Origin of the sequence: Thiohalospira halophila DSM 15071 (genome assembly GCF_900112605.1) — a bacterium.
GTDB classification, from domain to species: domain Bacteria; phylum Pseudomonadota; class Gammaproteobacteria; order Thiohalospirales; family Thiohalospiraceae; genus Thiohalospira; species Thiohalospira halophila.
In genome coordinates this window covers 1-25,622 of sequence record NZ_FOMJ01000009.1, presented here as the reverse complement: position 1 = coordinate 25,622, position 25,622 = coordinate 1, and the positions used below count along the sequence as shown (strand labels likewise).

The 25,622-nt window shown below is 69.5% G+C and carries 23 protein-coding genes and 1 pseudogene; 9 read left to right on the top strand and 15 right to left on the bottom strand.

What is annotated here, in order from left to right; genetic code table 11:
• The first annotated feature begins 94 nt into the window (after positions 1 to 94).
• Genes BM272_RS11520 through BM272_RS11510 form a run of 3 tightly spaced genes read left to right on the top strand, consistent with a single transcriptional unit; the run spans position 95 to position 3,742 of the window.
• Entirely contained in the window at positions 95 to 2,911 is a 2,817-nt protein-coding gene (locus tag BM272_RS11520; RefSeq protein ID WP_159433079.1) for a class I adenylate cyclase, read from the top strand.
• 5 nt (positions 2,912 to 2,916) lie between these two features.
• Positions 2,917 to 3,531, top strand: a complete 615-nt coding sequence (locus BM272_RS11515) for a DUF938 domain-containing protein (protein WP_093428942.1) — start codon at positions 2,917 to 2,919, stop codon at positions 3,529 to 3,531.
• Positions 3,532 to 3,547: 16 nt separating this feature from the next.
• Positions 3,548 to 3,742 (top strand): hypothetical protein, encoded by a 195-nt coding sequence (locus BM272_RS11510; RefSeq protein WP_093428941.1) that lies wholly within the window; start codon positions 3,548 to 3,550, stop codon positions 3,740 to 3,742.
• A gap of 13 nt (positions 3,743 to 3,755) precedes the next feature.
• On the opposite strand, the gene BM272_RS11505 is transcribed toward BM272_RS11510, so the two are convergent.
• The 6 genes from BM272_RS11505 to ubiD form a co-directional block, all read right to left on the bottom strand.
• Positions 3,756 to 4,514: a hypothetical protein gene (locus BM272_RS11505; RefSeq protein ID WP_093428940.1), complete on the bottom strand. Its 759-nt coding sequence runs from the start codon at positions 4,512 to 4,514 to the stop codon at positions 3,756 to 3,758.
• 54 nt (positions 4,515 to 4,568) lie between these two features.
• Positions 4,569 to 5,858 (bottom strand): GGDEF domain-containing response regulator, encoded by a 1,290-nt coding sequence (locus BM272_RS11500; protein WP_240308119.1) that lies wholly within the window; start codon positions 5,856 to 5,858, stop codon positions 4,569 to 4,571.
• Positions 5,855 to 6,289 (bottom strand): response regulator, encoded by a 435-nt coding sequence (locus BM272_RS11495; protein WP_093428938.1) that lies wholly within the window; start codon positions 6,287 to 6,289, stop codon positions 5,855 to 5,857. The genes BM272_RS11500 and BM272_RS11495 overlap by 4 nt, the downstream gene beginning before the upstream one ends.
• A 79-nt stretch (positions 6,290 to 6,368) precedes the next feature.
• Positions 6,369 to 7,850: a sensor histidine kinase gene (locus tag BM272_RS14240; protein ID WP_317622796.1), complete on the bottom strand. Its 1,482-nt coding sequence runs from the start codon at positions 7,848 to 7,850 to the stop codon at positions 6,369 to 6,371.
• On the bottom strand, positions 7,847 to 11,545 hold the full coding sequence (locus BM272_RS11485; RefSeq protein WP_093428937.1) for a PAS domain S-box protein: 3,699 nt from the start codon (positions 11,543 to 11,545) through the stop codon (positions 7,847 to 7,849). Before BM272_RS11485 ends, BM272_RS14240 begins: the two co-directional genes overlap by 4 nt.
• Positions 11,542 to 13,023: a 4-hydroxy-3-polyprenylbenzoate decarboxylase gene (gene ubiD, locus BM272_RS11480; RefSeq protein ID WP_093428936.1), complete on the bottom strand. Its 1,482-nt coding sequence runs from the start codon at positions 13,021 to 13,023 to the stop codon at positions 11,542 to 11,544. Before ubiD ends, BM272_RS11485 begins: the two co-directional genes overlap by 4 nt.
• A 200-nt stretch (positions 13,024 to 13,223) precedes the next feature.
• On the opposite strand from ubiD, the gene BM272_RS11475 reads away from it, so the two are divergent.
• Complete coding sequence (locus BM272_RS11475; protein ID WP_093428935.1) at positions 13,224 to 14,825, top strand: methyl-accepting chemotaxis protein; 1,602 nt, start codon at positions 13,224 to 13,226, stop codon at positions 14,823 to 14,825.
• Here BM272_RS11475 and BM272_RS11470 read toward each other — a convergent pair.
• The 4 genes from BM272_RS11470 to BM272_RS11455 all read right to left on the bottom strand — a co-directional run bounded on the left by BM272_RS11470 (position 14,822) and on the right by BM272_RS11455 (position 19,017).
• On the bottom strand, positions 14,822 to 15,493 hold the full coding sequence (locus BM272_RS11470; RefSeq protein ID WP_093428934.1) for an alpha/beta hydrolase: 672 nt from the start codon (positions 15,491 to 15,493) through the stop codon (positions 14,822 to 14,824). The genes BM272_RS11475 and BM272_RS11470 overlap by 4 nt on opposite strands.
• Positions 15,494 to 15,632: 139 nt before the next feature.
• A complete protein-coding gene (locus BM272_RS11465; RefSeq protein ID WP_159433078.1) occupies positions 15,633 to 15,998 on the bottom strand; it encodes a DUF4168 domain-containing protein in 366 nt (121 codons plus the stop codon).
• Between the two features lie 128 nt (positions 15,999 to 16,126).
• Complete coding sequence (locus tag BM272_RS11460) at positions 16,127 to 17,542, bottom strand: sigma-54-dependent transcriptional regulator (RefSeq protein WP_093428932.1); 1,416 nt, start codon at positions 17,540 to 17,542, stop codon at positions 16,127 to 16,129.
• The gene (locus BM272_RS11455) at positions 17,539 to 19,017 is read right to left on the bottom strand and encodes a sensor histidine kinase (RefSeq protein ID WP_093428931.1); all 1,479 of its coding nucleotides are present in this window, start codon (positions 19,015 to 19,017) and stop codon (positions 17,539 to 17,541) included. Before BM272_RS11455 ends, BM272_RS11460 begins: the two co-directional genes overlap by 4 nt.
• A gap of 147 nt (positions 19,018 to 19,164) precedes the next feature.
• On the opposite strand from BM272_RS11455, the gene BM272_RS11450 reads away from it, so the two are divergent.
• A complete protein-coding gene (locus BM272_RS11450) occupies positions 19,165 to 19,548 on the top strand; it encodes a hypothetical protein (protein ID WP_093428930.1) in 384 nt (127 codons plus the stop codon).
• 104 nt (positions 19,549 to 19,652) lie between these two features.
• Here the strand turns inward: BM272_RS11450 and soxZ are convergent, their stop codons facing one another.
• The 5 genes from soxZ to BM272_RS11425 all read right to left on the bottom strand — a co-directional run bounded on the left by soxZ (position 19,653) and on the right by BM272_RS11425 (position 23,000).
• Positions 19,653 to 19,976, bottom strand: a complete 324-nt coding sequence (gene soxZ, locus BM272_RS11445; protein WP_399349711.1) for a thiosulfate oxidation carrier complex protein SoxZ — start codon at positions 19,974 to 19,976, stop codon at positions 19,653 to 19,655.
• Positions 19,977 to 20,018: 42 nt separating this feature from the next.
• On the bottom strand, positions 20,019 to 20,483 hold the full coding sequence (gene soxY / locus BM272_RS11440; protein ID WP_093428523.1) for a thiosulfate oxidation carrier protein SoxY: 465 nt from the start codon (positions 20,481 to 20,483) through the stop codon (positions 20,019 to 20,021).
• A 51-nt stretch (positions 20,484 to 20,534) separates the two neighbouring features.
• A complete protein-coding gene (soxX, locus tag BM272_RS11435; protein ID WP_205407806.1) occupies positions 20,535 to 20,897 on the bottom strand; it encodes a sulfur oxidation c-type cytochrome SoxX in 363 nt (120 codons plus the stop codon).
• A 323-nt stretch (positions 20,898 to 21,220) separates the two neighbouring features.
• A complete protein-coding gene (locus tag BM272_RS11430) occupies positions 21,221 to 22,690 on the bottom strand; it encodes a M48 family metalloprotease (RefSeq protein WP_159433077.1) in 1,470 nt (489 codons plus the stop codon).
• 4 nt (positions 22,691 to 22,694) lie between these two features.
• The gene (locus BM272_RS11425) at positions 22,695 to 23,000 is read right to left on the bottom strand and encodes a hypothetical protein (protein ID WP_093428927.1); all 306 of its coding nucleotides are present in this window, start codon (positions 22,998 to 23,000) and stop codon (positions 22,695 to 22,697) included.
• Between the two features lie 252 nt (positions 23,001 to 23,252).
• Between BM272_RS11425 and BM272_RS11420 the strand changes: the two genes are divergently transcribed.
• From BM272_RS11420 to BM272_RS11405, 4 genes and pseudogenes are all read left to right on the top strand, one after another.
• Positions 23,253 to 23,483, top strand: coding sequence for a sulfurtransferase TusA family protein (locus BM272_RS11420; RefSeq protein WP_093428926.1), 231 nt, complete (start codon positions 23,253 to 23,255; stop codon positions 23,481 to 23,483).
• Positions 23,484 to 23,558: 75 nt separating this feature from the next.
• On the top strand, positions 23,559 to 24,029 hold the full coding sequence (gene dsrE2, locus BM272_RS11415) for a sulfur carrier protein DsrE2 (protein WP_093428925.1): 471 nt from the start codon (positions 23,559 to 23,561) through the stop codon (positions 24,027 to 24,029).
• A gap of 293 nt (positions 24,030 to 24,322) precedes the next feature.
• Positions 24,323 to 24,988 (top strand): 4Fe-4S dicluster domain-containing protein, encoded by a 666-nt coding sequence (locus BM272_RS11410; RefSeq protein ID WP_093428924.1) that lies wholly within the window; start codon positions 24,323 to 24,325, stop codon positions 24,986 to 24,988.
• 50 nt (positions 24,989 to 25,038) lie between these two features.
• A pseudogene (locus BM272_RS11405) lies at positions 25,039 to 25,622 on the top strand (heterodisulfide reductase subunit B); the annotation flags it as partial.

Sequence of the window (25,622 nt, the reverse complement as noted above, 5' to 3'; positions counted from 1 at the left end):
GTCGGTCGGAGCGAGAGATGCGCGCCCGCCCGACAGGGTCGGGCCGAGAAGGTGATTTTGCCTTATCATGGGGGGCCGCACAGCCGGAGGCACCATGGCCGACGACCAACCCCTGACCCTGGATCGCGATACCCTGGACCCCGAGGGCGTACGGGACCGTTTCCTGGCCCTGCACGGCCGGCGGCGGGCGCAGATCCTGGAGGCGCTGGGCGAGCGTCAGCAGGACTTCATCCACCTGCTGCCGCTGCTGTTCGACGTCAACCACCCCTCCCTCCCCGGCTACGCCTCCAACCGGGTCCCGGCCGGGGTGGCCGGTTACCAGCCGGATCAGGCGGCCCAGGAGGCGGCGCGCCGCCAGGCGCGGAGCTTCCAGTACCGCCGTCCCGTGGGGGCGCCGGCCGTCCAGGCGCTCTTCCTCATGGGCTCGGCGGGGACCATCGCCTTCACCCATAAGAGCGACTTCGACATCTGGCTCTGCCACGACCCGGAGCTGGACGAGGAGGCCCTCTCGCAGCTCCGTGCCAAGGCCGACGGGGTGGAGGCGTGGGGCGACTCCCTGGGGCTGGAGGTCCACATCTTCTTCGTGAACCCGGAGGCGTTCCGCGCCGGGACGGTGGAGCAGCTCTCCAAGGAGAGCGCCGGGACCGCCCAGCACCTGCTGCTGCTGGAGGAGTTCTACCGTACCGGGCTGTGGCTGGCCGGCCGCTACCCGGCCTGGTGGCTGGTGCCGGCGGAGCGGGAGCCGGAGTACCCGGCGGTGGTGGATGCCATCCTCCGACGACGCTTCGTGGACCCCGACTCGGTCATCGACCTCGGCGGCCTGGAGCGGGTCCCGGCGGAGGAGCTCTTCGGCGCCGGGGTGTGGCAGCTCACCAAGGGGCTGGGTTCCCCCTTCAAGTCGGCGCTGAAGCTCCTGCTCATGGAGAACTACGCCGCCGACTACCCCGATGTCCCCCTGCTCGCGGTGGAGTACAAGGGTCGTATCCAGGCCGGGGAGGACGATGTCCTCGCCCTGGACCCCTACCTGGTCCTCTATCGCCGCGTGGAGGCCTACCTGCGCGCCGCCGGGGCGGAATCGCGCCTGGAGATGGCGCGCCAGGCCCTCTATTTCAAGCTGGGCGAACCGCTCTCGACGGGTCCGGGGGCGGTCCACGAGCGCCAGCCCTGGCGCCGGGAGACCCTGCACGCCCTGACCCGGGAGTGGGGCTGGGAGCCCAATCACCTCAAGGTCCTGGATGCCTGGTCCCACTGGGGGATCGAAGAGGTGGCCGAGCAGCGCCGGGGCGTGGTGGAGATGCTCACCCGCAGCTACCAGGTCCTCTCCGGCTTCGCCCGGGAGCACGGCGCCGATGCCCGGATCAGCAAGCGCGATCTGCACATCCTGGGGCGGCGGCTCTTCACCGCCTTCGAGCGCAAGGCGGGCAAGGTGGAGCTGCTGGGCCAGTTCGCCGGGGACGTCCACGAGGCGCGGGTCACCCTGCACCAGGTCACCGACCGCGACGGCAACGAGCGCTGGCTGCTCTTCCGCGGCTCGGTGCCGCCGGACCAGCTCCGCGGGGCCAACCCGCTCAAGCGCGGTCGCTCCCTGGCCGAGCTGCTGGCCTGGGGCCACTTCAACGGTGTCCTGGATCCCTCGGCCACCCACCTCATCCTCTACCGCGGCGGCTACCAGTGGCGCGCCGAGGAGACGGCCCGCGCCCTGCGCCGCCTGGCGGCCGACTTCCCGGCCCCGCCCCCCGAGGGGGACGTGGACGAGCTGGCCCGCCCGGCCGGGGTGCGCATCGCCCTGCTCCTGGTCAACGTCGGCGCCGACCCGGAGCGGATCAATGCCGCTGCCCGCGGCCAGGGGGGCGGCGATCCCCTGGAGTACGGCGGGACCCACGCCAACCTGGCCGCCGCCGTGGACCTGGTGCTGGTGAATACCTGGGGGGAGGCCTTCTGCCACCCCTTTCGCGGGCCGGCGGCGGTGGCCCGGGCGCTGGCGGAGCTGGCCCGCCACGGCGGCGCCGAGCCCGACCTGCTGGCGGCCGACACCTTCGAGTCAGACCAGGCGGTGGCCATTACCCAGCGGCTGGAGGAGTTGCTGGCGGCGATCCGCCCCCTCTGCCTGGAGCGCGAGGGGGCGGGGCGGCTGCTCTTCCGCGCCGGTGGCCGCTTCTACCTGGTCGAGCGCGGGGCCGACGGAGAGGTGCGGGAGGAGAGCACCTCCGAGCGCACCACGCTGATGAAGTACCTGGGACGTGCACGGCCGACCTTCTCGCCGCTGCACGTGGACCCGAAGGCCCTGCCGCGCTCCCCCCTGGCGGCGCTGGCCCGGGAGAATCGGCCCGGCGTGGTCCAGGTCTTCTACCGCGCCCGGGGCGACAAGGCCGATATCTGGGTCCTGGACGAGCGCGGCTCCCTGTTCCAGCAGACCATGGCCTTCCATACCGCCGAGGCGCTCATCAGCCATCTCGGGCGGTTCCTGCAGTCGGTCTCCCGGCGGCTCACCCAGCTCCGCGGAACGGCAGACCCGGCCGATGGCGAGTGGACGGTGGCCTTCTACCGCGTGGCGGCCGGTGAGAACGGCGAGGTGAAGCTGGTCTCCCGGGAGGCCGTCGGCGAGGGCACGCGTAGCTACCTGGATCTGCAGGCCATCGTGGAGCAGGTGGAGGGCGGCAAGACGGTCTTCTCCGTCTACTGTGATGATGAGGAGCTCTCCAGCCGCGACCACGGCCGCAATCTCTTTACCGTGGTCGCCGATTGCGTCCGGCGGCTGCGCCGCAGCGGTGGCGACTATCCGGTCTACCTTACCGACCTCGATCTGGCGCCGGCCATCGTCGGCGAGCCCCCGGAACAGCTCCAGACGGTCCACTACCTCTTCTACAAACAGCGCCTGGAGAGCCTGCTCAATCAGGCGCTGGAGCAATAGGAACGATGCCCATGAAGCCCTACGCCGAATCGGCGGAACAGAACCGTGAACCCATCCTGGCGGTGATCCGCGAGGTCTTCACCGCCCCCGGCACGGTGCTGGAGGTCGGCAGCGGTACCGGCCAGCACGCCGTGGCCTTCGCCGGCGCCCTGCCCCATCTCACCTGGCAGACCAGCGACCAGCGGGAGAACCATCCGGGGATCCAGCAGTGGCTGGCGGAGGCCGGGCTGGCCAACACCCGCGAGCCCCTGACCATCGACACCCGGGAGGCCGGCTGGGAGGCCGCGGTTATCGGTCCGATGGACGGGATCTTCTCGGCCAATACCGTCCACATCATGGACTGGCCGGCGGTGGAGGGCTTCTTCGCCGGCGTGGGCCAGCTTCTGAGCGAGGAGGGCGCCTTCTGCCTCTACGGACCCTTCAGTCGCGGTGGCGAGCATAATGCCCCGAGTAATGCCGAGTTCGACGCCTTCCTGCGTCAGCGGGACGGGGGTAGTGGCGTACGCGACCTGGACGACCTGGAGGCACTGGCGGCGCGGCACGGCCTCTACCTGGCCGCCGAGCACCCCATGCCGGCGGACAACCGGACGCTGGTCTGGCGGCGGGCGGCGCGGCAGTAGCAAGGAGGAGAGGGCCATGACCCCGGAACCGCAGAAGCAGCGCAACTTCGTCCTCGGCAACGCCCTGCTGGCGCTGGCCGCGCTGGCGATCTTCTTCTTCGGCCCCCTGTGGGAGCGCTTCGGCATCGGGGCGCTGGTGGGCTGGATGGTGCTGGCCGCGGTGGGGGTCTACCTGGTCACCCGGGATCGCGATACCCCGGGTGGCCCGTGACGGACGGCGTTCGCTAGAAGACCAGTCCCAGCCGGATCCCGGCGACCACGCTGTAGTGGTCATCGGGGGCGAGGTCTTGGCTGTTCACCGTCTCGGCGTCGGCCTTCGGCAGGTCGAAGGCGCGCACGTAGGGGGTGATCCCGAGCCGGTCCCGCCGGAAGGTGATGGCGAGCCGGCCGCCCACGCCGCCGGTGCGGTCGAAGGTCTCGGTTCCGTCTTCGAAGCCCTCCACGCGCTCCCGTGTGATCACCGGCATGGCTGCCTCCAGCCGGGTGCGGACCTCCCAGCCGCCCTCCAGGCGGCCCTCGCCCACCAGCCCCACGGGGACGTAGGCGGTCCGTAGGGAGCTGGTGTACTCCTCCCGCGGGTCACTGCCGCCCGTGTCGGCGGTGAAGTACTCGTCGGGCCGGGAGGTGTATTCGGCGTCGAACTGGCGGTAGCCGATCCCGGTGTAGAGGCCCACACCGCCCTCCAGGCGGGTGCCGATCAGGGCGCGGAACTCGGCCTCGGCGACGGGATCGCTCTCGCCGGCGCCGTCGTCGAAGTCGCGGTCCACGTTGCCGCCCAGGAGCCGTCCCTCCAGGCGGCCGAAGGCGGTCCCGTCGCCGAAGTCCCAGGCGCCATGCACGCCCATGAGCGGGCCGCTGCCCTCGGCCACGTCCTGGACGCGGGCGTAGCCGAGGGAGGCGTTGACCTCGCCGGCGGCGAGGGCATTACCGAGGGGGAGCAGGCCGCCGGCCAGGGCGGCGGCCGCGAGGTGAAGCGGTTTCATGATTCCTCCTTGGGCTTCCGTGCCGGGGCGAGTCTAGCACGACGAGGCGCCCCTTCAGCAGGCGCGATCCTCGAGATCGGTCTCGGGCTCGAGATAGCAGACGGTATTGCGGCCCAGCTCCTTGGCCCGGTAGAGGGCGTTGTCCAGCCGCTTGAGCAGACTGTCGGCGTCGTCGCCGGTGCCCATGCGGGTGACGCCCAGGCTGATGGTCACGTGGCCGGCATCGGCCACCGGCGTGTCTCCCACCGCACGGCGCAGCCGCTCGGCCAGTTCGCGGGCACCGTCGGCGTCGGTCTCCGGGAGGATGAGGATGAATTCCTCCCCGCCCCAGCGGGCCAGGGTGTCGGGCTCGCGGATGGCCGCCGCCACCCGGTCGGTGACCTCGCGCAGGACGCGATCGCCGGTATCGTGGCCGCGGGTGTCGTTGAACCACTTGAAGTGGTCCATATCGAACATGATCAGCGCCGTCTGCGTTCCGTAGCGGTGGAAGCGGGCCAGAGCGTTATCCAGTTCGGTATCGAAGCGCAGCCGGTTGCAGGTACCGGTGAGCCGATCGGTGGAGGCCTCCCGCTCCAGCTCCGCCTCCAGCCGCTTCTGCTCCGAGATTTCGTGGAAGACGGCCACGTAGTGCTCCACCTGACCCCATTCATTGCGCACGGCGGTGATGGACTCCCATTCGGGATAGGTGTAGCCGTTCTTGCGCCGGTTCCAGATCTCCCCCTCCCAGTGGTCGTGGACCCGAAGCTCGCCCCAGAGGCGGTCGTAGAAGGCGCGATCGTGCTCCCCGGACTGGAGGAGGTTGGGGTTGCGGCCCACCACCTCGGCCTCGGTGTAGCCGGTGATCCGGGTAAAGGCATCATTGACCCGCTGGATCCGCCCCCGGACGTCGGTGATGAGGATGGCCTGGCCGCTCTCGAAGGCGGCGGCCATGAGCCGCAGCTCCGAGGCGCTGCGCTGGCGCTCGATGGCGTAGCGCAGGGTGCGCCCGATGAGCGCGGGGGTCAGCTCGGCCTTGGGCAGGAAGTCCTGGGCGCCGAGCTGGATGGCGCGGGTGCCCAGCTCGACATCCTCCTGGCCGGTGAGGACCACCACCGCCACGGGGCCGGTCTCCTCCTGGAAGCGGCGCAGGGTGGAAAGCCCCTGGCTGTCGGGCAGGCCCAGGTCCAGCAGGACCGCGTCGAATCGTTCCCGGGAGAGGGCCTGTAGCGCCGCCGCCAGCCGCTCCACCCGCGTGAGATCCAGGGCGGGTTCCCGGGACTCCTCGAGCATGTCGTTGACCAGTTCGGCATCCGCCGGGCTGTCTTCCACCAGCAGGACGCGGTAAGTGCTTGCGGCCGCCATCATCCGGCTCGGGGAGGATAGCGCACGGCGGTGAGCCAGAATTCGCCCAGCTGGCGGATGAGCTCCAGGAAGGCGTCGAAGTCCACCGGCTTGGTGAGGAAGGCACTGGCGTGTCGGGTGTAGGACTCGACGATGTCGCTCTCGGCGGTGGAGGTGGTGAGGATCACCACCGGCAGGGTGTGCAGCTCGGGGTCCGCCTTGATCTCGGCCAGTGTCTCCCGACCATCCTTGCGTGGCATGTTGAGGTCGAGCAGCAGCAGGTCCGGCGCCGGCGCCTCGGCGTGCTCGCCCTCCCGGCGCAGGAAGGCCATGGCCTCCACGCCGTCGCGCACCGCGTGGAGGTCGGCGGCGAAGCGATGGTAGTCGAAGGCCTCGCGCACGAGTTCCACGTCCTCCGGGGAGTCCTCGGCGAGCAGGATGGTGATGGGTCTCATGGAGTTCCGGTGCGGGTCGAACGAGCCCGAATCCTAACACAGCCGGGGCGTATCATCAGTGGTTCCGGCCGTTCCGGGATCAGTCCCCGGGGCTCGGCTCCGCCGGCAGGGTCAGGTGGAGGACGGTCCCGGTTCCCGGCTCCCGGGGTTCGATGTGGACCTCACCGCCGTGGTTCTCCGCCACGCGCCGGACCAGGGCGAGGCCCACCCCGGTGCCGCTGCCGTCGTCGGGGCCGAGCCGCTCGAACAGGCGGAACACCCGGTCGCGGTAGGCTGCCTCGATACCCTGGCTGTTATCGGCCACCGTAAGGATCCACGTGCCCTTGTCGTAGTGGGTGCTGACGTGGACCAGGGGCGGTTCGTCGGGCCGGCGGTATCGGACGGCGTTGTCCAGCAGCTGACGTAGCGCCTCGGTCAGCTGCACCGGGTCGGCCTCCACCGTGGGCAGGGGGGCGGGGGCGGTGGTGATGGTAAGTGCCCCGGCGCCGGGGAGGTCGAGGTCGGCGCGGGCGGAGGCGAGGACGGTATCCAGTGCCACCGCGGTCCGTTCCGGGGTCCGGGTCTGGTAGGCGAGGTAGCGCTGGAGGTCGCCCACCAGCTTGCCCATGCGGGCGAGCTGGGCGTGGAGGTGGGACCAGTCGGCGGCGCCGGGATGGCGCTCCAGGCGCTGGGCGTAGACGGCGGCGCGGCGGACCGGCTCCTGGAGGTGGTGGGCGGCCACCTCGGCCAGGCGCCGGAGTTCGGCGTTCTGGCGCTCCAGGGCCGCCCGGGAGTGCTCCAGGGCGCGCGCCGCCTCCCGCGGCTCGGTGACATCCAGGACGGTTCCGATCATGCGCAGGGCCCGGCCCCGCGCATCGAAGTCCACGCGCCCGCGCTGGTGGACGTGGCGGACCCGTCCGTTGGGACGGATGATCCGGTGCTCGATATCGTATTCATCGCCGGCCAGGGCGGCGTCCACCGCCGCCTGGACCCGCTCCCGGTCGTCGGGGTGGACCCGCTCCAGGAAGGCCTCGTGGGTGCCGCCCCATTCCTCTCGGCGGAGGCCGAAGATGCGGTAGACCTCGTCGGACCAGCGCACGCTCCCGGTATCGAGGTCGGAGACCCAGCTGCCCAGGCCGGCCAGCTGCTGGGCCTCCGCCAGCTCGGCCTCGCGCTGGCGCAGGGCCTGCTCGGCCAGGATGCGCTCGGTGGCGTCCCGCAGGGAGACTAGGACCTGCCACTCCCCGGTGGTGCCCTCCACGGGGGCCGCGTCCACGGCGATGTGGCGGATGCCGCCGTCGGACCAGACCAGGGTGAGGCGGACGTTGTGGACCGGCGCCCGGGCGGCCAGCACCGGGGCCACGGGAAAGGCGTCGGCGGTCGCGCGGTCGGGGTCCGCCGGGGCGATGTGCCACGGCGGAGGGCGGAGTTCGCCGTCGTCGCCCTCGGCGAGGCCCAGAAGCCGGCGGCCCAGTGCGTTGGCGTCGCGGATGGCGCCGTCGCCATCCAGCAGCGCCACGGCCACCACCCCGGAGTCCAGCAGGGCGGCTAGGAGGTCGCCGGATCCCAGCTCACCCCTCACGCCTCGCCCTCCGGGGCGGCGGGGAGGGTGAGGTGGAAGGTGGTCCCGCAGCCGGGGCCGGCGGATTCCGCGCGGATGGTGCCGTCGTGGCGGTCCACGATGCGCTGGGCCAGGGCGAGACCGGCCCCGGTTCCGGGGTACTCCTCCCGGGTATGCAGTCGCTGGAAGACGCCGAAGATCCGGTCGGTATTCGCCGGGTCCATGCCGATGCCGTTGTCGGTGACCCGGATGGCCCACTGGTCGCCCTCGGCCCGTGCCGAGACCCGGATGCGCGGGGTGTCATCGGCCGGTCCGTACTTGATGGCGTTGCCCAGCAGGTTCTGGAAGAGCCGCAGGAGCTGGCCCCGGTCGCCGGCGACGGTGGGCAGGGGGTCGACGGTGATCTCGGCGCCGCCCTCGTCGATGGCTGAGGCGAGGTTCTCCCGGGCGGCGGCGACCACCTCCTCCAGGGCCACGGGCTGGAAGGGGTCGCCCATGCGCTTGACCCGGGAGTATTCCAGCAGGTCGCCGATCATCCCGCGCATGCGCTCGCCGGCATCCACCGCGGTCCCGATGTAGCGCTGGGCGCGATCGTCCAGCTCGGCGCCGTAGCGACGCTGGAGCAGTCCCAGGTAGCTGGCGACGATGCGCAGGGGCTCCTGGAGGTCGTGGGAGACGGCGTAGGCGAACTGCTCCAGCTCGGCGTTGGAGCGCTCCAGCTCCGTGCGCGTGGCCTCCAGGTCGCTGATATCCAGGCCCACTCCCAGCAGGTAGGGCTGGTCCCCCAGCTCCACCCGGAAGCCGGTGAGGTAGTAGGGCGTCCGGGTGCCGTCGCGATGGCAGAGGTGGCCCTCGGCGGTCGCCGCCCCCTCCTCGAAGGTGGCACGGACGCGCCGCTGGATCTCCGCCTGCTCCTCCTCGGGGACGAGGGCCGGCGGCGGCAGGGAGGCCAGTTCGTCACCCGCCCGTCCGGTCACCGCCTCCAGGCGCTCGTTCCAGCGCACGAAGCGGCCATCAACGTCGATGAGGTAGAAGATGCCGGGCAGGTTGTCGAGGATGGCGTCGCTGAAGGCCTTCTCCCGCTGGAGGCGCTGCTCGAAGGCGCGGCGCTCCGAGATATCGCGCAGGATGGTGGAGAAGTGCGCCACGGAGCCGGCGGCGTCGAAATGGGCGAGGATGACCTGGGAGGTCGGGACCTCCCGGCCCTCGGCGTCCATGAAGGCGGTCTCGCCCTGCCAGACGCCCTGCTCGGCGGCGGTGGGCAGACCCTGCTCGCGGATCACGGCCCGCGCCCACTCGGGGTGGGCCAGGGCGCCGGCGCGTTCGCCCTGCATGTCCTCCGGCAGGGGCTGTTCCAGGCCGGTACGCTCCGGATCCTTGCCCAGCATCCGCAGCCCGCCGCGGTTGATGTAGGTGATCCGCCCGTCCGCCCGCGCCATGGAGACGAAGTCGGGGGTGGCATCGAGGATGGCCAGGACCTGGTCGCGCGCCGCCTCGGCGGCCTTGCGGCGGGTGATGTCCTGGAAGGAGACCACCACGCCGGTGAGGTGGCCCTCCATGTCGCGCAGGGGCGCGGCGTAGCTCTCCACCGGGAAGCCGTGGCCGTCCCGGTGCCAGAACCAGTCCTCCCAGGCGTCCAGGGGAGCCCCGGTCCTGGCGATCCGGGCAATGGGGCAGTCGGCCTCCGGAAAGGGATTGCCCCGGTCGTCGTGGTGGTGGGTGAGCTCGTGGGCATTGGCGCCCAGGGCCTCGTCCTCGCTGCCGAAGCCGAAGAGCCTGCAGGCGGACGGATTCAGGAAGGTGAAGCGGCCGGCGGTGTCCAGGCCGAAGACTCCCTCGGCGAGGCTGTCCAGGAGCTGGCGGCGGAAGGCCTCGGCGGCGCGCACGGCGGAGAGGTCGCGCATGATGGTGGAGTAGCGCACCACCTGGCCCAGGCCGTCCCGGTGGGCGATGAGGGTCTGGTAGATGGGGATGGTGTGGCCGTGCACATTGCGCAGGGCGCTCTCGCCGGACCACATCCCCTCGCGGATGGCCCCCGGCATTGCCGTCTCCCGCAGCCAGCGGGCGGCCCACTCGGGGTGGCCGTCCGCCACGGTGAGTCCACGCCGGTTCAGCTCCTCGGCATCCATGCCCAGCGCCTTCTCCAGGGCCGGGTTCTGGTAGAGGATGCGGCCCTCGGCGTCGGCCAGGCCGACGTAGTCGGGGGCCGCCCGGATGATGGCGGCGAGGCGCTCGCGCTCCTGCTCCGCCTCGTAGCGCTCGGTGATGTCGTCGATGGAGAAGACCACCCGCTCCACCTCGCCCTCCGCGTCGAAGAGCGGCGCGCCGTTGATGGAGAGGATGCGCCGCTCGCCATCGGGCCACTGGATGGCGTGGCGGAAGCCCTGGAGCGGCTCGCCGCTGGTCCGGATCCGGTGGAAGGGCAGCTCCTCGGCCCTCAGGGGATGGCCCGCGAGGTCGGTGGCGTGCCACTCCGGGGCGTCGAAGGTCTGGCCGGTGAGGCGGTCGCGCCGGCGGCCGTGGATGGACTCGGCGGCGGCGTTGGCGTAGAGGATCCGGCCGTCGCGGCCGACCATGGTGATGGCGGAGACGCTGGTCTCCAGGATGCGGTTGAGGAGGTCGCGATCCGCCTCCAGGGCCTGCTCCGCCTCGCGCTGGGCGGTGATGTCCTCGACCATGCCGTCGAGGACGGTATCGCCGGCCTCGGTGGTGGTGGCGCGGGCGGAGAGGCGGACCCAGCGCTGGTTGCCCGCCAGGGTCCGCAGGCGCAGCTCGTGGCCCTCCACCTTCTCCTGCTTCTGGATGGCCCGGGCAACGGCGGCGCGCTCGGCGGGGTCGACGTAGAGGTCGCGCACCGGTGTGGCCAGTAGGTCCGCCTCGTCCCCGGCCTCGAAGAGGCGGACCATGGCCGGGTTCACCTCCAGAAAGCGGCCCTCGGGGCCCGGGGTGTTGCGATAGATCCCCACCGGGACGGTGCGGAAGAGGTCGCGGTAGACCTCCAGCTGGTGCTCGTAGCGCCGGGCCTCGGTGACGTCGTGGATGATGGAGTGGAGGTACTCCCGGCCGTGGAGCCAGACCGGGCCGGAGAAGACCTCCACGTCCCGCACCTCGCCGCCGCGGATCCGGTGGCGGAAGCGGAAGTAGAGGCGCTCTTCCGCCGCCGCCCGGTCCATCTCGGCCCGGACCTCTTCCGGGGAGAGGGTGTTGAGCTCCTGGATGTGCCGGCTCCGCAGCTCGCCGACGTCGTAGCCGTAGAAGCGCTCCGCCGCCGGGTTGGCGTCGATGATGCAGCCGTCCTCCGGGTCGATGAGGAGCTTGGGGGCGACGTTGTGGGTGAAGCTCTGGCGATAGAAGGATTCCACCTCGTCGCGCTCGGCCTCGTCGGCGCGCCGCTGCTGGAGGTCGGTGAAGGCGAGCACGGCCCCGCTGCCATCGGCGGCCGGGGCAGCGGCCATCTCGGTCCAGCAGGTACCGCCATCGGCGGTGGCGAGGGGCAGGTCCCGGCGCTGCTCCTCGCCCCGGCCCAGCGCCGCCAGGGCCGCCTCCATCGCCGCCCGCGCCTCGCCGGTGGTCAGCTCGGCGGCGGGGGTGCCCACCAGGGCATCCGCTGCCTTGCCCACCAGGGCGCCCAGGGCCGGGTTGGCGGCGGCAATGGTGCCGTCGGCGGCCAGTTCCGCCAGCCCCACCGGGGCGTATTCGAAGGCGGCGGTGCTCACCGCTTTTCCCCGCTGTCATCCAGGATATGGGGCATGAGTTCGTCCACCCGGGCTACCACGTCGGGGTCGCGGCGGATGGGCCGGCCCCATTCGCGGTCGGTCTCGCCGGGCCACTTGGTGGTGGCGTCCAGCCCCATCTTGCCGCCCAGCCCCGGCACCGGGGAGGCGAAGTCGAGGTAATCGATGGGGGTGTTCTCCGCCAGGGTGGTATCGCGCACCGGGTCCATGCGGGTGGTCAGGGCCCAGATCACGTCCTCCCAGTTGCGGGTGTCGATATCCTCGTCCACCACCACCACGAACTTGGTGTACATGAACTGGCGCAGGTAGGACCAGACGCCGAACATCACCCGCTTGGCGTGGCCGGGATAGCGCTTTTTCATGCTCACCACCGCCATGCGGTAGGAGCAGCCCTCCGGCGGCAGGTAGAAGTCGGTGATCTCCGGGAACTGCTTCTGGAGCAGCGGCACGAAGACCTCGTTGAGCGCCACGCCGAGGATGGCCGGTTCGTCCGGCGGCCGGCCGGTATAGGTGGAGTGGTAGAGGGGATCCCGGCGGTGGGTGATCCGGTCGATGGTGAAGACCGGGAATTCGTCCACCTCGTTGTAGTAGCCGGTGTGGTCGCCGAAGGGCCCCTCGGGGGCGGTGTCGCCGGGGTGGAGGTGGCCCTCCAGGATCACCTCGGAGCGCGCGGGGACCTGCAGATCGCTACCCAGGGCCGGGGCCAGCTCCGTGCGCGAGCCGCGCAGCAGGCCGGCGAAGGCGTACTCCGAGAGGGCGTCGGGGACCGGCGTCACCGCCCCCAGGATGGTGGCCGGGTCGGCCCCCAGGGAGACGGCAATGGGGAAGGGCTCGCCGGGGTGGGCGCGCTGGTGCTCGGCGAAGTCCAGCGCCCCACCGCGGTGGGCCAGCCAGCGCATGATCACGCGATTGCGGCCGATGACCTGCATGCGGTAGATGCCGAGGTTCTGGCGCGGCTTCTCCGGCCCCCGGGTGATCACCAGCCCCCAGGTAATGAGGGGCCCGGCATCCTCCGGCCAGCAGGTCTGGATGGGCCACTGCCCCAGGTCCACCTGCTCCCCCTCCAGGACCACCTCCTGGCAGACCGGGTTGCGAACCTTCTTCGGCCCCATGGTCAGCGCCTTGCGGAAGAGGGGGAACTTCTCGAGGGCATCCCGCACCCCCTTGGGCGGCTCCGGCTCCTTCAGCGCCCCGAGGATGCGGCCGATCTCGCGCAGTTCAGCCGGGTCCTCGGCGCCCATGCCCAGGGCCACGCGCTCCACGGTGCCGAAGAGGTTGCCCAGGACCGGGATCTGCGACCCCTTGGGATGGTTGAAGAGCAGGGCGGGGCCGCCGGCGCGCAGGGCGCGGTCGCAGACCTCGGTCATCTCCAGGTTCGGGTCCACCGGGGTGTCCACCCGCCGGAGCAGGCCGCGCTCCTCGAGTCCGGCCAGGAATTCGCGCAGATCGCGGTAGTGCATGGGTCTCTCGCGGGGTCGGGGACGTAGCAGCGGGTCAGTCTACGGGAGGGTGATGGAGCAAGCCACAAGCAGGAGTGGGCAGAGATTGTCCAAATACTACATTGAACGTATGGTCATGAAGGAGTATTGGTAAGTGACCATTCAATAAATCCCCCATAAAGAGGGGAGTGCGGGGCAACCCGCTTGGGAGGGAGGAGCCCATGAAGCGAAACGAACCGGTGACCCAGCGGGAGTACGACTACTCCGCCCGGGCCAACATCCTGTCCACCACCGACCTCAAGGGCATCATCACCTACGTGAACGGCGATTTCATCGAGATCGCCGGCTTCGAGGAGTCGGAGCTCGTCGGCAAGAACCACAACGTCGTCCGCCACCCGGACATGCCCCCGGCGGCCTTCGAGGATCTGTGGTCCCACCTCAAGGCGGGCCAGCCCTGGATGGGCATGGTCAAGAACCGCCGCAAGGACGGCGACCACTACTGGGTGGATGCCTACGTCATGCCGGTGGCCGATGAATCCGGCAACGTGGTGGAGTACCAGTCGGTCCGGACCAAGCCGGAGCGGGAGCACGTGGACTGGGCCGAGTCGGTCTACAAGAAGCTCTGGGCCGGCAGGACCCCCCTGGCCCTGCGCCTGGGGAAGTGGCTCGGACTGCAGACTCGTCTGTTCACCGGCCTGGTCGTCGCCATGCTGCCCCAGATGGCGGTGGCCCTGACACCGGCGGCGGAGTCGTGGCCGGTGGCGGTGGGGGCGGCCCTCCTCTCCCTGGGCCTGGCTCTGGGCGTGGTCTGGGTGACCATGAGGCCGGTGTGTGCCGTCGTGGCCGCCACCCAGTCCATCGCCGATGATCCCCTGATGCAGTATGTCTACACCGGCCGGGTGGACGAACTGGGCCAGATCCGGCTGGCCATCAAGATGCTCCAGCAGGAGTCCCAGGCCATCGCCGGGCGGATCGCCGACACGGCCGAGGTCCTCCAGGGGGCGACGGACTCCCTGGAGGAGGATGCCACCACGGCCCGGCGCAGCATGAACGAGCAGGGCGACCAGACCGAGCAGGTCGCCTCGGCGGTGAACGAGATGGCCTCCTCCATCGAGGAGGTGGCGCGCAATGCCGGCGAGGCCTCCAACGCCGCGGGGAGTGCCACCGAGCGGGTGGGCGAGGGTCGTTCGGTGGTCAGCGACGCGGCGACCACCGTGGAGCGCATGGCCGACGAGGTGGAGCGGGCGGCCACGGCCCTGGAACGGCTGGCCGGCAACGCCGACGAGGCCGGGACCATCCTGGATGCCATCCGCGAGATCGCCGATCAGACCAACCTGCTGGCGCTGAATGCCGCCATCGAGGCGGCCCGGGCCGGCGAGGCCGGCCGCGGCTTCGCCGTGGTTGCCGACGAGGTGCGGACCCTGGCTCAGCGGACCCAGGAGTCCACCACCAAGATCCAGAATATCGTCGAGGGGCTGCAGGGCGGCGCCCGGGAGGCGGTGGAGACCATGGGCAGCGGGCGGGAGCAGGCGCGGGCCGGTGCCGAGGGGGCCCGCAACGCCGACACCGCCCTGGGGGCCATCAACGATGCGGTGGCCACCATCAACGACATGAACGCCCAGATCGCCTCGGCAGCGGAGGAGCAGAGCAGCGTCGCCGAGGAGGTCAATCGCAGCGTCACCGCCATCCAGCAATCCAGCCAGGCCACCGCCGGCAGCGTCGCGCACGTGGACGAGGCCGCCGGGACCATCGGCCAGCGTACCCGGGAGCTCCACCGGCTGGCGGAGCAGTTCCGCACCCGCTGGGCGCGGGGGGCGATCTAGCCCAGCCGCTCCCCCAGCCAGCGGCCGATGTCGGCGATCTCCTCGGGGCAGACGGCGTGGGCCATGGGGTAGGTCCGGCTGGTGACGGGGTGGCCCCGCCCCTCCAGCGCCCGACCGGCCTCCCGGCCGTAGTCGGGGAGGACGATGGTGTCCTCCTCGCCGTGGGCGAGGAAGACCGGGGTTGCGCGGGTCGCCTCGGGGGCCCGGGCCAGGGTCGCCTCGGCGTCGGGGAAGAAGGTGGACAGCGCCACGATACCGCCCAGGGGCTCTTCCGCGCCGACCCCGGCGTGGAGGGCGACCACCCCGCCCTGGGAGAAGCCGGCGATGACGATCCGCTCCGCCGGGATCCCGCGCTGGCGCTCGGCGGCGATGAAGGCCCGGGCGGTCTCCACCGAGGCCGCGATCCCCTCGCGATCCACGTCCCCGGTAAGATCGGCGCTGGCGATATCGTGCCAGGCCGGCATGGCGAGCCCACCATTCACCGTTACCGATTGGCTGGGGGCGTGGGGGAAGACAAAGCGCACCGTCGGCGGCAGCCCCAGCTCCCCGGCGATGGGCTCGAAGTCGTGGCCGTCGGCCCCCAGACCGTGGAACCAGATCACGGCGGCGTTGGCCGGCTCGGCCGCCTCGACGACGGCGGCGGGGGCGGGCTCGGTGGTCTCGGTCATGGTCGGGCTCCGATGGGTGTGGCGCGATCCTGCCGCTCGGCAGCGTGGAGGTACAGGGGCCGGACATGAAAAGGCCCCGCCGAAGCGGGGCCCGTACGGTTCCCGCGACCCCGGCGGTCGGGGTCGGGGTGGTCGGGGCCTAGTTCTCGGTGCGCTGCATCACCTTCTCGCGCAGCTCCGGATCGTTCTGCATCTGCGAGGCGACCTGGTTGTACTCCTGGACCGAGAGGCCGGCATCCTCCACGGCGGAGACCATCTCCTCCTGGGCCTCGCGCTGGAGGCTCTGGGCCTTCTCGCGATCCTCGACGCTGCCGAGCTGGTCGGCGAAGTCGGACTGGATGTCCCGGACCTCGACGTAGGCATCGGCGAAGCTGTCCAGGGTCTCCGCATTCATCTCCATGTTCGGTGCACCCTGGCCCTGCTGCTGAGCCTGGCCGAAGGCGGCCGGGGCGGTGGCCAGGGCACCGGCGGCGAGGAGGGCGAGGATGGTGGAACGATACTGCATGGGGAATTCCTCCGTTGGGTTGCGACGCCCACTGCTCTGCAGGGGGCATGCCATGTTTGCAAGTTGTTGATTATGTGGTGGTCGGTCCCAGTGTGTGCGAAACCGGCGCCATCGTTCGTGTCACTGTGTCACACCCCGCCGGCCGGATCGGCACTCGGCTCCTCCCCCTCCAGGCGCCGGTAGAGGGTGCGGCGGCCGATATCCAGGATGGTGGCGGCACGCCGCTTGTTGCCATTGGTGACCTTCAGGACGTGGTCGATGTAGCGCCGCTCCACCTCTGCCAGGGTGGGCAGGGAGCCGGGGTCGTCCCCCCAGGGGTCGTCGCCGCCGGATGCGGCCTCCGGTCGCGTGTTGCCCATGCGCTCGGGGAGGTGGTCGGTGCGGATGGTCTCGCCATTGCAGAAGGTCACCGCCCGCTCCATGGCATTGGCCAGCTCGCGGACGTTGCCCGGGAAGGGGTAGGCCTTGAGCCGGGCCAGGGCGTCGGACTCCAGGCCCTGGATGGCCTTGCCCTGGGCGGCGGCGAAGCGCTCCAGGAAGCGGGCGGCCAGGCGCTCGATGTCGTCGTCACGCTGGCGCAGGGGGGCGATGGTCAGGGCGAAGGTCTCCAGCCGGTAGTAGAGGTCCTCGCGGAAGTCGCCCCGGGCCACCTGCTCCTCCAGGTCGCGGTTGGTGGCGGCGACGATGCGTACGTCCACGTGCTGCTCCCGGTTGGCGCCCACCGGGCGCACGGCGCCGTCCTGGAGGACGCGCAGGAGCTTGGACTGCATCTCCAGCGGCATCTCGCCGATCTCGTCCAGGAAGAGGGTGCCGCCCTCGGCCTCGGCAAAGAGGCCGCGACGGGCGCGCTGGGCCCCGGTGAAGGCGCCGGCAGTGTGCCCGAAGAGCTCACTCTCCATGAGGTCGGCCGGGATCCCGGCACAGTTCACGGCCACGAAGGGTCGGTCCGCCCGAGGGCTCTCGGCGTGGACGGCGTGGGCCACCAGCTCCTTGCCGGTACCGCTCTCGCCGATGATGAGGACCGGCCCGTCGGCCCGGGCCACGGCCCGGATCTGCTCGAACAGCCGCTGCATGGGGGCGCTGCGGCCCAGGATGCCGTGGAAGCCGTTCTCCTCGTCCAGGACCCGGCGGTAGCGCGCCACCTCCCGGCGCAGCCGCCGGGTTTCCAGGGCGCGTCCCACGGCCAGGCGGAAGTGGTCCAGGTCCAGGGGCTTGGTGAGGAAGTCGTCGGCGCCCTGCTTGAGCGCCTCCACTGCCTGGGGGACGGTGCCGAAGGCGGTGATGAGGATCACCGCCGGGCTCTCCCCCAGCCCCTGGAGGCGGCCCAGCAGCGCCAGGCCGTCCTCGCCGGGTAGTCGGAGGTCGGTGATTACCAGCTCCGGGACCGGGTCGAGCCGCTCCCGGGCCGCCTCGGCGGAGGCGACGGCGGTGACGGTGTGGCCGGCGTCGGCGAGTTCGTCGTGGAGGAGCTCACGCAGGTCGTTATCATCCTCCACCAGGAGGATGGTGGCGGGATTCGGCTGGCCCGGGGTACCGGCGGTCATGGTGTCTCTTCCTCGCTCGCTCCCCCCCGGGGGGGGGTCAGGGTGAATCGGGCGCCCCCCAGGTCGGGGCTGGTGTCGGCCTCGACCCGGCCGCCGTGCTCCCGCACGGCGCCGTGGACCACGGCCAGGCCGAGGCCGGTGCCCTCGCCCACCGGCTTGGTGGTGTAGAAGGGCTCGAACAGGCGGGCGGCGGCGTCGGGATCCAGCCCGGGGCCATCGTCCTCCACCTGCAGGCGGACCTCGTCGCCGACGGCCTCCCAGCGGGTCCGGACCCGGCTGCGGGCCGCCTGGAGGGCATTGCGCAGCAGGTTGTCCATGGCCTGCTCCAGGCGCAGCCGGTCCATGGCGAGGACCGGCCCGGGCACCGGGCCGTCCATCTCCAGGGTGATCCCGCGCCGGCCTGCCTCCTCCTCGGCGTTGTGGACGGCGGCGCGGACCGCCCGCTCCACCGGCTCCCGGCGCTGTTCGTTGCGCTGGCCGCGGCCGAAGTCCATGAGCTGGGAGACGATGCGCTCCATGCGGGCCACCTGCTCGTTGATGGCATGCAGGGTGCGTGCCTGCTCCTCGTCGGTGGTATGGCGCAGCGCCCGCTGGGCCTTGCCGCGGACCACCGAGAGCGGGGAGCCGAGTTCGTGGGCCAGGCCGGCGGCGAGCTGGCCGATGGCGGCCATCTTCTCCGACTGGCGCAGGCGCGCCTCCAGTGCCTGTTCCTTTTCGCGCTGTTCGGCCAGGGCGCGTTCGGAGGCGTGGATGCGATCCAGCATGTGGTTGAAGGCGGTGGAGAGCTCCCGGATCTCCCGCGGGCCCGCCTCGCTGAGGCGCAGACCCCGCTCCCCGGCACCCACGCGCTCCAGGACCGTGCGGATATGCTGGAAGTGGCGTCCCACCGCGCGGTGGTGGCCGGTGAAGACTACGGTCCCCATGAGCAGGGCGATGATCACCAGGGCGGCGGCCCCCTGCCAGCGGATCTGCTGGATGTAGGCGTCGAAGTCGGATCCGCGCCGGGTGAGCTGGAGTAGGCCGGCGATACGGCCCCCCGAATCCACCAGGGGGACGAAATAGTTGTAGAGCCGCTCGTCCCCCTGCTGATCGAAGCGGCCCTGCTCCGTTCCGGCCTCGGCCAGCTCGCTGATCTGGCCCTCGTCCAGCCGGCCCGCCCGGGGGCCGGAGGAGGCGATGCGATGGCCCTCGGCGTCGTAGACGTAGGCGCCGTAGACCCGGGAGAAGCCCAGAGCCGATTCCACCGCCTCGGCCACGGCTCCCTCGCGTTCCTTGTCCAGGGCGCGGCCCACCGGCTCCTGCAGGGAGCGGGCGATGAGTTCCAGGTCCTCCTTCATGCGCTCGGCGATCTCGGTCTCGAGCTTGGCCAGCGCCGACCAGCCCAGCAGGCCGGCCACCAGCAGGACCGGCAGGACGATGAACCCCATGACGGCGGCTCGCAGGGTGTAGACCTTGCGGAGGATGCGATCGGGCATTAATCGTACCTCTGTGGCTCATGTGTCATGATTACACATCCCGAATGGGCGCGTACCGGGGTCGCCGGCCGGGGTCATGGCCTTTCCGCCGTGGCACATGGCTTGCAGAATGGGCGGTATCCAATCCCTTGAAGCAGGAATCAGACCATGAAGCGACTCATCCCCCTCCTGGCCCTCCTCCTCGTCTTCCCCCTGGCCGCCCCGGCTCAGGAGGGAGACGGCGATAGCCAGGTGCAGGATTGTATCTCGGTGAGCGACGAGGAGCTGGAGATCCACGAGACGGAGCTCGGCTTCGGCGAGGGCGAGTGGCGGGCCCGGGTTAGCAATGATTGCGACCGCGCCGTGGACCTGCGCCTCAGCGTGCAGATGGTGGATGCCGAGGGCGAGGTCCTGACCCAGTACACCGTGGTCTCCCTCATCCCGGCCAACGGCGGCAAGGATGTCACCAAGGAGCTCTACCTCACCTCCCGGGACCTCAAGGCCATGGACTCGGTGGAGTGGGTCATCGAGGGCAGCCGTCAGCCCATGTAGGGACCGCGCCCGGCAGGATGGCCCGGATCGAGAAGGGGCCCCCGATGTCGCCATCGGGGGCCCCTTTTGTGTGGCGGCACCCGTGCGGGTGCCGGCCGCGACGACTAGCTGATGGAGGTTTCCATGGAGTCGGATTCGCCCTTGTTGTCGTTCCAGCTGATGGAGATGGTGTCGCCGGAGGAGGCGCCATCGAACCGGAAGGAGAGGTAGGGGTTCTTGGAGACGGCGGAGCCCATCTGGGCGACCAGGACCTGGTTGCCGTTATGGGTGACGGTCACCTCCTCGATGTAGTGGGCGGGGATCTTCTCGCCGGTGGAGGAGTCGGTGCGCTGGCCGGTCTCCATGGGGTGGGAGATCAGCGTCTTGACGTTGGCGGTGCCGCCCTGGACGGAGGCGCGGGCACGGATGGTGTTGCTGGCCATGGTCATGTACCTCGTTCGGTTGCTGGTGGGTCTGCGCGGGCTGTGTGTTTAGCCGCCGCAGCCGCCGATGGTCACCTTCACCTCCTTGCGGGCGGTGTAGCTGGTGCCGTTGGCGCGAACCAGGGCGATGACGTCGGAGGTCTCGCCCATCTTGATGCGGGTGGAGACGAACCCGTGGGTGTTGTCGGCCAGCTTGAAGTTACTGGTCAGGGGTGTGGGGTTCTTCTCCGAGATGATGGCGATGGACTCGACGCCGTCCATGTCGGTATCGACGGTGATCGGGACCACGGCGCCGTTCTCGGCGATGTCGGGGGCCTTGATGTTGATGTTGTCGGCGGCCTCCATGGAGGTATCGCCGAAGAGGTTGTCGAGGGCGTTATCGACGGACTCGGCCTCGAAGGCCTCCTTGGGCCAGGCGGCGAGGACGCGGCCGGGGGTGACGAGGCCGGCGCCGACGGCGGCGGCCATGGCCGAGCCGGCCAGGGTGCCCTTGAGGAAAATGCGACGGTTCATGATTTTATGCTCCTCCGGAAGAATGCCAGATACCGTTATTAGCCAGCGCGCTTACAGCTGGTAGACGAATTCGACGATCTTGTCGATCTCTTCGTCCGTCAGGATGCCGTGCTTCTTGAAGGGGGGCATCATGGTATTCGGGTCGCGATCGGTGGAGTCCTCGAGCTGGCTACGCAGCTCCTCCTTGCTCAGGCGCGAACTCATGGCCACCAGCGGCGGGCCGATGTTGCCCGCCAGGTTGCCGCCCTGGATCTGATGGCAGGCGAGGCAGTTGCCCTTGGTCCGGTTGAAGGCCAGGTCGCGGCCTTCCTCGATGACCTCTTCGTCCGCAGCCACGGCGGAACCGGGGACCATGGCCAGGCCCGAAAGGCCCAGCATGGCCGCGACGGCGGTGGCGGCGAGCGGGAATCGCATGGGCGTACGCATTGCTTCCTCCTCATCTTATCGTGTCGTGCGCGGCCGGAAGTGTTTCCGGTCCGCCGGCTTCACCCACACCCCGTGGGGAGGCGAATCAAGACCTAGAATACTGAAGGTGTGGCGCTTGGCAAGGGTGTACCCGCCAATTCACTGTTCAAGCAAACACTAAAAGACTGCAACGACCTGAATTGTTGGATTTGTTTTGGGTAGGCGGGGGATGTTTAATGGATGGGAGCCGGCCTTGTGAAGGGAGTATTAGTTTTTCCTAATATGCGCGAGCGCCCATTTCGTTGCCGGTATCGAGGTAAAGCGACTTTCTCCTAGCGTGCCTGGCTGGATCCCTGGCGTGCGCCGGATTGCTCATCGGCCATGGCACGTTGACGGTATTCCTCCATCCGGGCCTGCCAGCGCCGGATGAGCGCCTCGTCCTCGGTGCCATCCAGGGCACGGCGGAGGAGGCGAATCGCCTCGGGAGTGCGCCCGGTGCGGTAGTGGAACTCGGCTAGTGCTGCATCCCGACGTGCTGCATGGCCACCGCCCTCCTCGGCACGTGCCAGCAGCCGGTAGAAGGCCGGCCCCCTGTCGTGGCGGCGCATGTGGTCCCGAAGGAGGGTGCGGGCCTCGTCCGCGCGCTCCTGATCCAGAAGAGTCTGGGCGAGATAGCGAACCAGGCTGGCGTTGCCGGGATAGAGCTCCAGCGCGGCGCGGTAAGTGGCGACGGCGGCTGCAGGGTCGTCGGCCAGGCGCTGGAGCCGGGCCTGTGCGATGCGGTAGGCGAGCCTTTGCGGGTGTTCGCGCCGCAACTGCTCGATCTCCGTCAGGGCCGCCTCGGTCTGGCGCGCCTCGGCCAGGGCCAGTGCCAGGCCGTACCGGGCCCAGCTGGCCCCGTCCTGTTCGCCGAGGATCGTGCGGTAGCGTTCGATGAGGGACTCCGCGTCCTCTTGTATAAGGACGCGGAGCTTGGCCCGGGCGTGGTGGAAATCTCCGTGGTCCTCGGTTGCCTCGATGTCGTAGCTGGCGGCCCGATTACGGGAGTCGGCGATCCGGCTGAGGGTGACGGGGTGAGTCCGCAGGAATTCCGGGACCACCGGAGCCCCCAGGCGGTCCCGCGCCTGGAGCCGCTCAAAGAAGCGCGGCATGCCCTCGGGGTCGAATCCGGCCGCGGCGAGCATGTCGATCCCCACGCGGTCCGCCTCGGCCTCGTTGGCTCGGGTGAAATCGATACGGTACTGGGTTCCCCCGGCCATGGTGGCGGCCAGGGCGGCCTGGCCCAGTTCGGGGTCCTGTCCGCCCAGCAGGATGGCAGCGATGATGGAGGCCGCCATGGGCAGGCTCATGTCCTCCGCTGCCTCGCTGGAGCGCGCGATATGGCGCTGACTGACGTGCGCGATCTCGTGAGCCACCACCCCGGCGAGCTCGGACTCGTTCCGGGCCTCCAGGATCAGGCCGGCATTGAAACCGACGTAGCCCCCGGGGGCCGCGAAGGCATTGATCCGCGGATCCTTGACGATGAAGAAGCGGAAGTCGGTGCTCGCCCCGCTGTGGGCCGCCAGGCGGTAGCCCAGATTGCGGATGTAGGCCTGGAGTTCGGGGTCTTCCACCAGCTCTACGTGCTGGCGCAGGCTGCGGAAGAACTCGGCGCCGATGCGCGCCTCGTCGGCGGGACTCATCACCCGATCCGCGCTGGTACCCAGATCGGGAAGCTCGACGGCGGACAGCGCTGGCGTCCAGAGGGCCAGTGCAGTCAGCGCTGCCAGCAGCGGTCGGCGGCGGGCGCCGCCGACCCGCATCCTCCTACTTGCCCATGTGGGGCGAGGAGGAGTAGCGCTCCATGACGGTACGATCCTTCCAGGTCTTCTCTTCAAGAACGGCATCCGGGATATAGAAGCGGTCTTCCTTGGCCACGGGAACGGTCTTCACGATCTTGACCACATCCTCGTACCCAAGTTTCAGCAGCCGACCGTCGCTGTTGGTCCGCCGCACGATCATGAAGTCATCATACATCCGGTAGACATAGATGGTATCCGGACGCAGCTTGCCACTCTCGTCCCGACGGGTCACGACGTAGCGGGTATGTTCCTGAAAATCCTGCTTATCCAATGGTCTCCCCTCCATTTGTCCGGGTTACGGTTCGTCGGCGACTCTAGCACGCTCCCCCGGGGGCGACAATTGCCCATCATGTCGGCTTATCCGGGGGTTCAAGGATTTGATGGATACTTGGTTGCGCCCGTGACTGGATTGTCATATAAAGCGGGTCGAATATAAGCTTGAGCCGTTGTACTCGAGCGTTCAACGCGGGCATCAGCCCGCATTTCTGCCCACAAGAGTTTCATCTGTGTAAGGAGAGAGAGCATGGCCGACTTTGACCAGGAACTCGACGCCTCGGGTCTGAACTGCCCCCTTCCCATCCTCCGCGCCAAGAAGAGCCTGGCCGGGATGGATGCGGGCCAGACCCTCCACGTCATCGCCACTGATCCGGGTGCCATCAAGGACTTCGAGGCCTTCTCGAAGCAGACCGGCAACGAGCTGCTGGAGTCCAAGGAAGAGGGCGGCAAGTACTACTTCCTCATCAAGAAGTCGTAAAGCCGCAGCGGCGGCTCGGGCCGCCGCCTCCGCAAGGCCGCCCCTCCCCGGAGGGGCGCAATCAGGAGAAAGATCGTGTCGGACGACAAGAAACTCGCGATCATCGCGACCAAGGGTTCCCTGGACTGGGGGTATCCGCCCTTCATCCTCGCCTCCACGGCCGCGGCTCTGGGGTACGAGACCGAGATCTTCTTCACCTTCTATGGCCTCAAGCTCCTCGAGAAGAAGCTGGACGTGCAGGTGACCTCGCTGGGTAATCCGGGCATGCCGATGCCGATGCCGATGCCCGTGATGGCGCAGGCGCTCCCGGGCATGCAGGCCATGATGACCTCCATGATGAAGAAGAAGATGAAGTCCAAGGGCGTGGCCGACCTGGCCGACCTGCGGCAGCTCTGCGTGGATGCCGAGGTCCGGATGGTCGCTTGTCAGATGACGGTGGACCTCTTCGAGATGGATGCCGGCAACTTCATCGACGGTATCGAGCTCGGTGGGGCGGCTACCTTCTTCGAATTCGCCGGCGACGCCGATATCACCCTGTTCATGTAATCTGCTTCGGGCCCCGGGAGTGGCTGCCCGGGGCCCGGCGTTGGCGTGACCCCCCGTCGGGGTGGTTTCCGCGGGCCGGATGGCGAATAATGAGCCGTCTGCGCGCGCCCCGGGCGCGGTGACGACAAGCCCGGCGGTCCGCTGGCCCCGAATCGCACAATGCGACGGCGTTAATTACCCCTCGGGGGTGGACTATAGTCCGGGGGATCGCAACGAACGGCGAAGCAGCAACGCGCCCGCGCCGGGCGCGCCCAATCCGAACGAGGTTGTCCTCTATGGCTACGTACGCAGAGATGCAGGAAATCTACGACGACATCCGTAACGATTTCCGCTACGACCACGAGCTCAACGGCTGTCTCAACTGCGGCATCTGCACGGCTACCTGCCCGTCCGCCCAGTTCTACGACTACAGCCCGCGGGAGATCGTCCAGCTCCTCTGGACCGAGAACGTTGAGCAGATCTACGACGCCATGCAGGAGAAGATCTGGGCCTGCGCCCAGTGCATGACCTGCGCGGCGCGCTGCCCCTTCAAGAACTCCCCCGGCGGCCTGGTCATGATCATGCGCGAGGTCGCGATCAAGCACGGCATGCAGTCCGCGAAGGACGTGCTCCGCCCCTTCGGCCGTGTGATGCTCAAGCTCATCACCACCGGCAACCAGCTCTCGCCGGACATGATCCAGCCCGACCACTTCCCGGACTGGGGCCCGAACATCCAGAAGATCGAGGGCGACCTCAAGACCCTGCGCAAGGCCATCCCGGTGAAGACCCTCCAGACCACCGACACGGCCTGGGAGGTCTCGCTCAAGACGTCCATCGAGATGTACACCATCTGGGAAATGACTGGTGTGATGGACTCCCTGGAGACGATGGACGAGAACCTCTTCGACGTCATCGAGGACTTCATCGATGAGAAGCGCGAAGAGTACGACGAGTGGCTCGAGGAGCAGGAAGAGGACTAAGGTCCGGCCCTGCCGAAAGCGCGCCATCGAGAAAACGGGAGAGAACAGGCATGAGTGAGCACGATCCGAATACCACCGGCGCCGAGGGCGTGGCCGGTCACGGTTCCTTCTTTCAGGACACCAATCTCAACGCCAACGAGGCCGAGGCGGCGACCGAATGGGTGCGCCGTCAGGTGGACCGCCGGACGGTGGACCTGGGTGACCGGATGGACGACATCCGGGAGCACATGTGGGAGCTGGAGAAGGACGGCGAGATCATTGTCCACCGCATCACCGACGACATGGAACCGGTGGAGGTGGAGACGCTGTTCGGCTGGACCAAGCGGGTGCCGACCAAGAAGCTGTGGCACCACAAGTCCTGCGGCCAGTGCGGCAACATCCCGGGCTACCCGGCCTCGCTGATGTGGTTCATGAACCAGTTCGGCTTCGAGCCGGGCAAGGACTACCTGGACGAGACCGACCAGACCTCCTGCACCGCCTGGAACTACCACGGCTCGGGCATCGGCAACGTCGAGTCGCTGTCGGCGGTGTTCCTGCGCAACTTCCACCAGGCCTACGTCTCCGGCCAGCAGCACGGCCACCAGGCCGGCCACTTCTTCCCGCTGGTGCACTGCGGCACCTCCTTCGGCAACTA